The following is an 11,300-nucleotide window of genomic DNA, read 5'->3' on the forward strand; positions in this document are numbered from 1 at the left end:
CTGACAAATAATCAGGAGTGGTTATGGCTATTTTGTCCATTGGATTTGCTTGTTTCGATCAGTTTTTCTTTCTCAATGAATGGCCCCAGGAGAATACCAAAAACTTTTGTCATGATTTTATTGAAAGCGGCGGCGGTCCGGCGGCCAATGCGGCCTGGCTGCTGGGATTATGGGGCGAGGAGGTTTATTACATTGGTCATCTGCAGCAGGACCTTTACGGTCAGCGCATTATCGATGAGTTTGCCGAGGCGGGGGTGGATACCAGCCAGGTGGTTTTCTCCGATGACATGATCACCCCGCTGGCCTCGGTGCTGGTCAATCGCTTAACGGGTTCGCGGACGATTATTACCCGCAAGATGCAAACGCCGCCTTCCCTGACCTACGAGCAAAAGCTCAAACTGGACGACCTCGCCGAGCGACTGATTGCCAGCGAGGAGCCGGTTACCATTTTAATTGACGGCCATGAGGCGGAAATCAGTGAATATTTAATTAAGAAACTGCCCAACGCCAGGGTCGTGATGGACGGCGGGTCACTGCGCGCCAGCAATATTAAACTGGCGGCCTGGACTGACTATTTTGTAGTGAGCGAACATTTCGCCCGCGATTATATGAGCTATCGCTCGCTGAGCACCGAAGCAGAAATTAAAGCGGCCCTGATTGAGTTGAATAAAATTTGCCGCGGTGAAGCATTTATTACCCTTGGCGAAAAAGGCTGCGCTTTTTTAAAAAGCGGTATGCTGCAGATCGTCCCGTCCTGGCTGTGCAATGCCGTTGATACCACCGGCGCCGGGGATGTATTTCACGGCGCCTTCACCTATGGCGTCCATTACTCATGGCATATCGATAACATTATTTTATTTGCCAGCCTGACCGCCGCCATTTCTATTGAGAAAAAAGGGGTTCGGGAATCGATGCCGGACCTGGCGGTCGTCCACCACTCGTTAAATAGCTACGAGAGAAACTTAACGCAATATTTTGAAGAATAACTGCATTTAATAAATATCAAGAGGTGAATATGTTAGTGTCGATGAAGGACATGCTTCAGCATGCCCTGCGGGACGGCTACGCCGTCGGTCAGTTCAACATTAATAATCTGGAATGGGTCGGCGCCGTATTAAGCACCGCCCAGCAGTGCCGCTCACCGGTTATTTTGGGGGTGTCCGGCGGCACGGTTAAGCATATGCTCGGGTTAAAATGTATTCATGACATCGTGGTTAACGCCATGGAGTATTTGCATATTGATGTTCCGGTGGCGCTGCATCTGGATCATGGCACCTCCCGGGAGGCCTGCGAAGCGGCGATCGCCGCCGGCTTCAGTTCCATTATGTTTGATGGCTCGCATCTGCCGTTCAGGGAAAACCTGGCCATTACCCGCCACCTGGTGACGCTGGCGCACAGCAAAGGTATCTCTGTGGAGGCCGAACTGGGGACCATCGCCGGCAGTGAAGACGGCATTGTCAATTCCGAAGTCATCTACGCCGATCCGCAGGAGTGCTACACCCTGGTGACAGAAACCCAAGTGGATTGCCTCGCCGCCGCGCTGGGCTCCACCCATGGTCTGTATAAAGGTAAAGCCAGGCTGGGATTTACCGAGATGAAAGCCATTGCCGAGCAGGTGAAGGTTCCGCTGGTGCTGCATGGCGGCACCGGTATTGCCGATGAGGATATGCGCCGGGCGATTGCCTGCGGCACCGCCAAGATTAACGTTAATACCGAAAATATGTACGCCTGGTGCCAACAGGTGAAAGCAATTTTCGCCGCCGACACCGGGCACGATGTGAACGATCCGCGGAAAGTCATCGCCCAGGGACTGCAGCCGGTACGCGAGATGATTGCCCGCCGCATGGCGCTCTTTGGCTCAGAGCAGCGCTATTGACGCCGGGCCAGCGGCTGAAACCACCGCCCCGACGCTGCCGGGGCGGTGGCGTCAGGTATCAAAAGGCAAAGCAGGAACAGCCCAGCACGCCCCAGAAGGCCTGCTCGTCAGAGACCGGAATCGACGACTTACGCGCAATATCATGCTGATGGCCGTGGACGCCACAGCTACCGCAGCACTGGTGCATCTGCACCATGGCGCCGATTTTAGCCGTCGCCGGCGGAGCGGAACGGTAATGGCCCGGGACCTTCACCACCGGCGACCACTCCGGCAGCACCGGGATCGGCGGCGGCGCCAGCGGCGAGAAGTGACCGGCGGCATAGACCACTTTGCCGTCAACCACCGTCAGCACCGACTCAATGCCTTTGATCTCCTCTTCCGCGACGCTGAAGTAGTCTTTCGACAGCACCACCAGATCGGCAAGCTGACCGGCGGCCAGACGGCCTTTCTTGCCCTGCTCGCTGGAGAACCAGGCGCTGCCCGCCGTCCACAGCTCCAGCGCGACATCGCGCGGCAGGCGGTTGGCGTCGTCATACATCGCCATCCCGCCAACGGTGCGCCCGGAGACCAGCCAGTACAGCGCGGTCCATGGGTTATAGCTGGCGACGCGGGTCGCATCGGTGCCCAGCCCCACCGGCACGTCCAGCGCCAGCATCTTTGCTACCGGCGGGGTATGTTTCACCGCCTCTTTGCCGTAGCGATCGACAAAATATTCGCCCTGGAAGGCCATCCGATGCTGCACCGCAATACCGCCCCCCAGCGCCTTCACCCGCTCAATGTTACGCTCGGTAATGGTCTCGGCATGATCGAAGAACCAGTGCAGGCCATTAAACGGGATATCGCGGTTCACCTTCTCAAACACGTCCAGCATCCGGCTGATGGACTCATCGTAGGTGGCATGCAGGCGGAACGGCCAGCGATGCTCCACCAGATGGCGTACCACCCGCTCCAGCTCATCCTCCATGCCTTGCGGCAGATCCGGCCGCGGCTGCAGGAAATCTTCAAAATCCGCCGCCGAAAATACCAGCATCTCGCCGGCGCCGTTGGCGCGATAGAAGTCAGTCCCCTGCCCCGGCTTCAGCATGTCGGTCCAGCGTTCAAAATCCTCCAGCTCCTGCTTCGGCCGCTGAGTAAACAGGTTGTAGGCGATGCGCACGGTCATCTGATCTTTCGCGTGCAGCTGTTCGATAATTTCGTAATCTTCCGGATAGTTCTGGAAGCCGCCGCCGGCGTCGATGGCGCTGGTCAGCCCCAGTCGGTTCAGCTCGCGCATAAATTGACGGGTGGAGTTCACCTGCAGATCCAGCGGCAGCTTCGGCCCCTTGGCCAGCGTAGCGTAAAGGATCATGGCGTTCGGTTTGGCGATCAGCATCCCGGTCGGGTTGCCGTGGCTATCGCGGACGATCTCGCCGCCCGCCGGATCCGGCGTCTCTTTGGTATATCCCACGGCTTTCAGCGCCGCACGGTTCAACAGCGCGCGATCGTAGAGATGGAGCACAAACACCGGCGTATCAGGCGCCGCCTCGTTCAGCTCTTCCAGGGTCGGCATCCGCCGCTCGGCGAACTGAAATTCGCTCCAGCCGCCGACCACCCGCACCCACTGCGGGGACGGCGTGCGATCCGCCTGATCCTTCAGCATTCGCAGGGCATCCGCCAGCGAGGGGACGCCCTCCCAGCGGAGCTCAAGGTTGTAGTTCAACCCACCGCGGATCAGGTGCAGGTGAGAATCGTTGAGGCCCGGGATCACCGTATGCCCTTTGAGATCGACGATTTGCGTCCCCTCGGCGGCAAAGCTCATGATCCGATCGTGACTTCCGGTGGCAACAATTTTTCCGTCGGCGATGGCCACGGCTTCCGCCAGGGGATTCGCACGATCGAGAGTATGAATCTGACCGTGGGTCAGAATCAGTGTGGCAGTTTGCGACATAACGAACTCCTTGAGGAGGCTGACTCAGTTTTTCTTCAACCAGCCAGCAAACAGGCGGGTCACGATGGGCATCCAGAACCAGACCACCAGCGCAACCACACAGGCATCATTGATGAGGTGCAGCAGCAGGCTCCCCTTAAGCGACGGCAGCAGCATGCCGGTCACCGCAGGCACCAGGTTGGTGCTGGGGAAAATCACCAGCAGGGTGATCAGAAACTGTTTCCAGCGCCGCGGCTGGCGTACGTTCACCGTCGGCGGGGTAAACCAGAAGGCCGGTTCAGTCCGCACCTCAGTCCGATCGCCTTCCGTCAGCAGTGGGGCAATCTCAGCCACCAGTTGCCGACGGGTTTCCGACTGCGTCCAGGCGTAGAGGTGCTCCAGGGTATCGAAGCGGATTATGACGCTCCACAGATTCTGCCCTGCGGCGGGCCGGATCACATTCGCCCCAAGATGGCCGGGAAATTCTGCCGCAATGGGCATAATTTTACCGAGCCACTCTTCGTAGCGCTGGCTGTGTTGCGGATCGAGCAGATGGCTGATAACCAGGGTCACCGATTTTTGCTGCGCCATGACGAGTTCCTTGCTTCAGGGAAATGGCCGGTTTTCTCCTGCCACTCTCCATAAATGATCTGACACAACATCCTTCATGCTGCGTTGAAGCGGCAGGCGGGCACGTCCCCGTGAACTTGAATAAATTCAGTAGCTGGGGACGGACAAACGCAGCCAACAACGCAGCAGCCTGAAGGATGGAGTGATTTACGCTTTACGCTCCGGCGCGCCATGCACCATGGTATAAGCGTAATCCACGCCCATCCCGTAGGCGCCGCTGTGTTCGCGCACCAGGTCCATTACCGCATCGTAGGTCGCTTTGCGCGACCAGTCGCGCTGGTACTCCAGCAGCACCTGCTGCCAGGTCACCGGCACCGCCCCCGCCTGCACCATCCGGTCAATAGACCGCTCATGGGCGTCGACAGAGGTGCCGCCGGAGGTATCCGTCACTACATAGACCTCGTAGCCCGCCTCCAGCGCCATCAACGCCGGGAAGGTCAGGCAGACTTCGGTCCACAGAGCGGAGATCACCAGCTTTTTACGGCCGGTCGCTTTCACCGCTGCCACAAACGCATCGTCTTCCCAGGAGTTCATGGAGGTACGTTCAATCGGCTTGACGTCAGGATGCACGGCCAATAATTCCGGCCAGATATAGCCGCTAAAGCTTTTGGTCTCTACGGAGGTATAAATCACCGGTACATTAAAAATTTTGCCCGCTTTCGCCAGCGCCACGGTGTTATTTTTCAGGGTCTGGCGATCGATATTCGCCACGCCAAAGGACATTTGCGGCTGATGGTCAATAAAGATAAGCGCGGAATTAGTGGGATCGAGCAGTTCACGAATAGACATTAAATACCTTCTTAATCAATTAGTTAAAAAGATGACATGATGATTAATGCGTCGTGTGGATCCTGACTGATAAAGCATGGTGAGTATAGCCAGTTATTTCTAACAAGTTATTAAGGATTTTTTATGGTTTATATTTTTTGCCGCGACCAGGATTTATTCACGCCTGTTTTAATCAAATTTTTACGCCAAACTGTTCTGATTTATTCACTGGCTTTGATTATTGCGCTTAGGTACAACAGAGAAAACAAATTAATGGATAGCTTCATATGCGCGTAAACTTTGATGTTTTGATGATCCTTGATGCCCTTGACCGCCACGGATCCTTCGCCACCGCCGCGGAGTCGCTGTATAAAACCCCCGCCGCTCTGAGCTATATGATCCAGAAGCTGGAGAGCGATCTGAACATCGTGCTGTTGGATCGTTCCGGCCATCGGGCAAAATTTACCGATACCGGCCGGCTGATGCTGGAGAAGGGGCGACAGCTTTTAAGTGCCGCCAGAGATCTGGAAAAGCAGGCCCAGCAGCTGAGCGCGGGCTGGGAGCGAGAGCTAGCCATCGCCCTTGACGCCTCATTTCCCTTTTCGGCTCTGCTGCCGCTGATCGCCGAGTTTTACGCGCAAAACCCACAGACGCGACTGAACTTCAGCCATCACACCCTCGCCGGTTCGTGGGAAGAGCTGACCCATCATGGGGCGGATATTATCCTCGGCGCCATCAATGAGCCGCCCACCTCCGCGGAGTGGTCATGGCAAACCCTCGGCGCGTTGGATAACATCTTCGTCGTCGCCCCCCATCACCCGCTGGCTCAGGCGAAGGAGCCACTGGCCAATAAACAGCTCAGCCAGCATCGGGCCATCGTGATCCGCGACAGCGCCCGCTATTGCCATCCGCTCAACAGCAATCTCCTCGACGAGCAGCCGCAAATCGGCGTCGATGATTTCGCCAGTAAAGTCGAACTATTGTGCGCCGGGCTGGGCTGCGGCTTTTTGCCGCGCCATATCGCTCGCCCGTGGCTGGTAAAAGGCAGTCTGGTGGAGAAAAGCGTCGCCTGCTGGCGGGAAAAGGATATTACCTATATGGCCTGGCGCAGCGGGAATGATGGGCTGGCTCAGCGCTGGTGGCGGGAGGCGCTCCTCCGCGGCGACCTGCTGAGCCAGCTCTACCATTAACGGCCGGACCAGACGTTGGCGGAGATGGCCGGGAGGGTCAGCACCCCGTCCTGGAAGGCGCCGGCGCCCTCCTGCAGCGTCCACCCGGCCACGTTCAGCAGCGGGGAATCTTCAATAACCACCTCGCAGGCTTCCCCGCGGTTAATCGCCACCAGCACCCGCTGCTGTTTGTAGACACGGACAAACACCACCACGTTATCCTCGGCGTAAATCACCTGACAGCCGCCGTAGCGCAGCGCCTGGTGGGCCTTACGCAGTTTCGCCATCCGCTGATACAGCGCCAGCAGCTGGGTATCCTGCAGCGCCGGATCCCACGGGAACGGTTTGCGGCAGAACGGATCGTTATTGCCATCCACGCCCACCTCGTCGCCATAGTAGATGCACGGTACCCCCGGCCAGCTGAACAGCCACACCACCGCCAGCGGCAGGCGCGCTACGTCTTTGCCAAGAAGAGATTTAAAACGCGCCGTATCATGGCTGTCGAGCTGGTTGAACATCCGCAGCTGCTGCTGATGCGACAGCCCGGCGCGATAATTATCCATCCACGCCATACAGGTCTGGGCGTCTATTTTCTGCGGATCGTAAGAGATATCGGTATTGGCGAGGAATCCCCAGATCGGGAAGGTGAAGCCGCGATAGTTCATCGCCGCGTCTTCGGCATCCGCCTGCAGCCACTGGCGCGCGTCGCCAAAATGTTCGCCAAAGACAAAAGCTTCCTGCTGCGCTTGCTTCGCTGCCTGGGTAATGCCGGCGATATGCTGCAGGTTATTCCGCGCCCCGCCGCCTTCGCCCAGCATATGCACCACGTCAAGACGCCAGCCGTCCATGCTCCATGGCGCCTTCAGCCAGTGGCGTACGATACTGTCTTCACCGGCATAGATCTCGTTGACCAGGCTGGTCGACCGATAGTCGAGCTTCGGCAGACTGGCATAGCCCAGCCAGTTGTGCGCCTGCCCCTCCTCTGAGAAGGTAAACCAGTCGCGCCACGGGGAGTCCGGATCGTGGCCGGCGCCGCCGCTGCCCTGCTGGTGACGGTCGAACCAGGGATGGGAATCGCCGGTATGGTTGAACACGCCGTCGAGGATCATGCGCATTCCCGCCCGCTGGGTGTTGTGGCGCAGCCGGAGCAGCGCCGCGTCGCCGCCAAACTGCGGATCGACGCGCCGATAATCCTCGGTATCGTATTTATGCACGCTGGGGGCGGCGAAAACCGGGTTCAGATACAGAGCGGTTACGCCGAGCTGCTTCAGGTAGGGAAGTTTTTCGCTGATGCCGTCGAGATCCCCGCCGTAGAACGTCGACCCGCCCGCCTCGCCGGTAAGCGGGTCGTCCCACGCCTTGCGCACAATCTCCCGTCCCGCCGCGTGATGGTAATAGACCGCATCCTGGTCGGCGTCACGCGCGGCGCTGCGGGCAAAGCGATCGGGGAAAATTTGATAGAACACCTGATCGGCCACCCACTGCGGGCCGGCGTCCGGCAGGTCAATGGCGAACTGCTCCAGTCGGGCCGGCGGGAATCGGGTGAAGCCTTGTGGCGTAAACCAGCGCTGATGGTCGGCCCACAGCAGCTTAAAGCTGTAGCGGCGGCGCGGCTGACCGCTGGCGAGAGAGATTTCGCCGCGCCATGCCACCACGCCTGGCTGCGGCGCCTGGCGGAGCCGCTGCATCGGCAGCGACAGCTCTTCGTTATCCTCTTCCGCGCGCAGCGTGATCCGCTGCGGCAGCGACTCACCGCTTAACCACAGAGTAATAAACAGTCGGTCCTGTTGCACCTTGATAAAGGGTGCAACCGGAAGGTGCCATGCCTTCAACATCGTGAATCCTCATTGTGCAGAATGGGCACACCTTGCCATAGCCGCCGGGCGCAGAACTCATCATCTCAGAACTTTTTGGGGGAGGATAACGGGGGAGGACGCGGGACCGCAAGCCGCCCCGGCCGCGCGATGCTGACCGGGGCGATGTCGATTACTGAGCCTACGCCAGGCGGCGCTCACGGCGGGTCTTAAAGACCCAGCCGAGCAGCAACAGCGCAATCCACGCCATACCGACGTACAGCGAGATGCGGGTGTCCGGATGATAGCCGATAAGGGCGATAATAAAGGCCAGGAACAGCAGGCCGATCACCGTGGTCACCACCCCGCCAGGGACTTTGAATTTCAGCGCCTTAACCTCTTCGGGCGACAGACGGCGGCGGAAGGCTATCTGTGACAGCAGGATCATAATCCACACCCACACCGTGGCGAAGGTGGCCAGGGAGGCGATCACCAGGAAAACGTTCTCCGGCATGATGTAATTTAGGTATACCGCAAACAGCAGCGCAATGGTCATCACCATCACCGTCACCCACGGAATACCGCGACGCGACGTTTTAGCGAACACCTTCGGCGCGCTGCCCTGCTCAGCCATGCCGTGCAGCATACGGCCCACGCCGAACACGTCGGAGTTAATCGCCGACAGCGAAGCCGTCAGGACCACGAAGTTAAGAATACTGGCCGCGAAGGTAATGCCCAGATGCTGGAAGGTCAGGACGAAGGGGCTGCCGTCGGTTCCCACCTGATTCCACGGGTAGATGGACATAATGACGAACAGCGTGCCGACGTAGAACACCAGAATGCGCATCGGCACCGAGTTGATGGCGCGCGGAATGGATTTCTCCGGGTCCTTCGCCTCACCGGCGGTAATGCCGATGATTTCGATGCCGCCGTAAGCGAACATCACCATCTGCAGCGACATCACCATTCCCAGCCAGCCGTTGCTGAAGAAGCCGCCGTTGCTCCACAGGTTATGAATCCCCGTCGGCTGGCCGCCGTTGCCGATCCCCCAGATAATGATGCCGAACCCGGCGAGGATCATGATGATAATGGTGGCCACTTTGAAGAACGAGAACCAGAACTCCAGCTCGCCAAACACCTTGACGCTCATCAGGTTGACGGCGCAGATGATCAGCACCACGCTGAGCACCCAGATCCAGTGCGGCACCGTCGGGAACCAGACGCCCATGTAGATGCCGAAGGCGGTAACGTCGGCGATGGCGACGATCAGGATTTCAAAGCAGTAGGTCCAGCCGGTGATATAGCCCGCCAGTCCGCCGAGGTTTTCCTGGGCATAGCGGGAGAATGAGCTGGCGGCAGGGTTATGCACCGACATCTCACCGAGCGCCCGCATAATGATATATGCCGCGACGCCGCCGATAATGTAGGCCAACAGTACGCTGGGTCCGGCCATTTTAATGGCGTCGGCCGAGCCGTAAAAAAGCCCGGTGCCGATGGCGGAACCCAGGGCCATAAAGCGAATGTGCCGGGTGCTTAGCCCGCGCTTAAGCTTGTTACTACTTTCCATCGTGGTTTTTCAATGCCGTTTAACACAAAAAATAAAAAACCACGGAACCCGAAGTCCCGTGGTTAAACGCTTGTCCTCACCGCCGGTTAATGCGCGCTGGAAGTCACCTGACGTCCGGCTGCGCGATCCCAGATCACCGCGAGAATGGTCATCACGGCGGTGGGCATCAGCCAGGCCAGGCCCTGCTCCGCCAGCGGCAGACGCGCGGTCCAGTCCGGCAGAATCGCGGCAAATGCCGATGACTTAATCCCGTCAATGATACCAAACATCAGGCTGATAAACATGGCCGGCGCGATAACGCGGGACGAATTATGCCACCAACTGCGGGTAAAGCTTAATACAACCAGTGCGATACACGGCGGATAGATAGCGGTCAGCACCGGAATCGATACCTGGATCAGATGGCTAAGGCCCAAATTGGAGACCGCCATGGAGAACAGGCCGAGAACAAAGACCAGCGTGCGATAGGAGAACGGCAGATACTGGGCAAAGAACTCAGCGCAGGCGCAGGTCAGGCCCACCGCCGTCACCAGGCAAGCGATGAAGATCAGCGCCGCCAGCAGGAAACTGCCCGCCCCGCCGAAGGTGTGCTGCACGTAGGCATGGAGGATCGCCGCGCCGTTGGCGGACTGATCCACGAGAGTAGCGCTGTCAGAGCCCAGACGGAACAGCGCCAGATACAGCAGGGTCAGGCCGACGCCCGCCATCAGGCCAGCCCAGACGGTATAACGGGTCAACAGACGCGCTTCGCTGACGCCGCGTGAGCGAGCGGCATTAACAATCACGATGCCAAATACCATCGCGCCGAGGGTATCCATGGTCAGGTAGCCGTTGACGAAGCCATTGGAGAATGGCGCCGTACGATACGCTTCCAGCGCGTCGCTGATCGGGCCCGCTGGCCAGATGATGGCGGCGACCGCCAGCACAATCAGGGCGATAATTTTCAGCGGCGCAAGGAAATTGCCCACGGTGTCCAGCAGTTTGCCCGGATAGAGGGAGACCAGAATCACCAGCGCGAAGTAAATAACGCTGTAGATCAGCAGCGGCAGCGGGCCGTCGCCGGTCAGCGGGGCAATACCGACTTCAAAGGAGACGGTCGCGGTACGCGGCGTCGCGAACAGCGGTCCTACCGCGAGATAGCACACCACCGCCAGCAGGATACCGGCCACTTTACCAATCGGGGTGCTCAGGCTTTCAACGCCGCCGCCGACTTTCGCCAGCGCCACCACCGTCAGCACCGGCAGACCCACCGCAGTGATCAGGAAGCCGATCGCCGCCGTCCAGACGTGCTCGCCCGCCTGTAAGCCAACCATCGGAGGGAAAATAATGTTGCCTGCGCCAACGAACAACGCGAAGGTCATAAAGCCCAACGCTATGATGTCGCGAGATTTTAACTGATGGGTCATAAATTCATTACTGCCTGTGGATGTGGTGTTGTAAAAAAATGGAAAAATACCGCGCTCCCCTCTCAGGGACGATACAGCGGCCATTGCCGGTAAACTCAGCGAGATATGCTCCCGAAGCGGCGTGGGAAAGAATTGTTTTTGGTATTACCACGCAAAAGCAGTCTGTCATCGACTGCGCAGGCGCA

The 11,300-nt window shown here is 58.5% G+C and carries 9 protein-coding genes; 3 read left to right on the top strand and 6 right to left on the bottom strand.

Annotation, left to right across the window (positions count from 1 at the left end; genetic code table 11):
- The first annotated feature begins 23 nt into the window (after positions 1-23).
- Both LPQ25_RS20245 and fba read left to right on the top strand, forming a co-directional pair.
- Positions 24-986 (top strand): carbohydrate kinase family protein, encoded by a 963-nt coding sequence (locus LPQ25_RS20245; RefSeq protein ID WP_002890372.1) that lies wholly within the window; start codon positions 24-26, stop codon positions 984-986.
- 35 nt (positions 987-1,021) lie between these two features.
- On the top strand, positions 1,022-1,876 hold the full coding sequence (fba, locus tag LPQ25_RS20250; RefSeq protein WP_004218830.1) for a class II fructose-1,6-bisphosphate aldolase: 855 nt from the start codon (positions 1,022-1,024) through the stop codon (positions 1,874-1,876).
- 58 nt (positions 1,877-1,934) lie between these two features.
- Here the strand turns inward: fba and LPQ25_RS20255 are convergent, their stop codons facing one another.
- The 3 genes from LPQ25_RS20255 to LPQ25_RS20265 form a co-directional block, all read right to left on the bottom strand.
- Entirely contained in the window at positions 1,935-3,803 is a 1,869-nt protein-coding gene (locus LPQ25_RS20255) for an amidohydrolase (RefSeq protein ID WP_002890368.1), read from the bottom strand.
- Between the two features lie 24 nt (positions 3,804-3,827).
- The gene (locus LPQ25_RS20260; RefSeq protein WP_002890365.1) at positions 3,828-4,373 is read right to left on the bottom strand and encodes an antibiotic biosynthesis monooxygenase; all 546 of its coding nucleotides are present in this window, start codon (positions 4,371-4,373) and stop codon (positions 3,828-3,830) included.
- A gap of 186 nt (positions 4,374-4,559) precedes the next feature.
- Entirely contained in the window at positions 4,560-5,201 is a 642-nt protein-coding gene (locus LPQ25_RS20265; RefSeq protein WP_002890357.1) for a hydrolase, read from the bottom strand.
- A 266-nt stretch (positions 5,202-5,467) separates the two neighbouring features.
- Here LPQ25_RS20265 and LPQ25_RS20270 point away from each other — a divergent pair, with 266 nt between their 5' ends.
- Positions 5,468-6,370: a LysR substrate-binding domain-containing protein gene (locus LPQ25_RS20270; protein WP_002890353.1), complete on the top strand. Its 903-nt coding sequence runs from the start codon at positions 5,468-5,470 to the stop codon at positions 6,368-6,370.
- On the opposite strand, the gene malZ is transcribed toward LPQ25_RS20270, so the two are convergent.
- The 3 genes from malZ to brnQ all read right to left on the bottom strand — a co-directional run bounded on the left by malZ (position 6,367) and on the right by brnQ (position 11,115).
- Entirely contained in the window at positions 6,367-8,184 is a 1,818-nt protein-coding gene (gene malZ / locus LPQ25_RS20275) for a maltodextrin glucosidase (RefSeq protein WP_012737488.1), read from the bottom strand. The genes LPQ25_RS20270 and malZ overlap by 4 nt on opposite strands.
- 160 nt (positions 8,185-8,344) lie before the next feature.
- On the bottom strand, positions 8,345-9,709 hold the full coding sequence (gene proY / locus LPQ25_RS20280) for a proline-specific permease ProY (protein ID WP_012737487.1): 1,365 nt from the start codon (positions 9,707-9,709) through the stop codon (positions 8,345-8,347).
- 86 nt (positions 9,710-9,795) lie between these two features.
- Positions 9,796-11,115 carry a branched-chain amino acid transporter carrier protein BrnQ gene (gene brnQ / locus LPQ25_RS20285; RefSeq protein WP_004144627.1) on the bottom strand — a complete coding sequence of 440 codons (1,320 nt, stop codon included), beginning with the start codon at positions 11,113-11,115 and terminating at the stop codon, positions 9,796-9,798.
- Positions 11,116-11,300: the final 185 nt, after the last annotated feature.

The sequence above is a fragment of the Klebsiella sp. KPN54798 genome (assembly GCF_021184225.1).
GTDB lineage: Bacteria > Pseudomonadota > Gammaproteobacteria > Enterobacterales > Enterobacteriaceae > Klebsiella > Klebsiella pneumoniae.

Bases quoted from the DNA above. Each gene is read 5' to 3' on its own strand.
- LPQ25_RS20245 (WP_002890372.1), top strand. From the start codon at position 24: ATGGCTATTTTGTCCATTGGATTTGCTTGTTTCGATCAGTTTTTCTTT.
- LPQ25_RS20255 (WP_002890368.1), bottom strand. From the start codon at position 3,803: ATGTCGCAAACTGCCACACTGATTCTGACCCACGGTCAGATTCATACT.
- LPQ25_RS20260 (WP_002890365.1), bottom strand. From the start codon at position 4,373: ATGGCGCAGCAAAAATCGGTGACCCTGGTTATCAGCCATCTGCTCGAT.
- LPQ25_RS20265 (WP_002890357.1), bottom strand. From the start codon at position 5,201: ATGTCTATTCGTGAACTGCTCGATCCCACTAATTCCGCGCTTATCTTT.
- LPQ25_RS20270 (WP_002890353.1), top strand. From the start codon at position 5,468: ATGCGCGTAAACTTTGATGTTTTGATGATCCTTGATGCCCTTGACCGC.
- malZ (WP_012737488.1), bottom strand. From the start codon at position 8,184: ATGTTGAAGGCATGGCACCTTCCGGTTGCACCCTTTATCAAGGTGCAA.
- proY (WP_012737487.1), bottom strand. From the start codon at position 9,709: ATGGAAAGTAGTAACAAGCTTAAGCGCGGGCTAAGCACCCGGCACATT.
- brnQ (WP_004144627.1), bottom strand. From the start codon at position 11,115: ATGACCCATCAGTTAAAATCTCGCGACATCATAGCGTTGGGCTTTATG.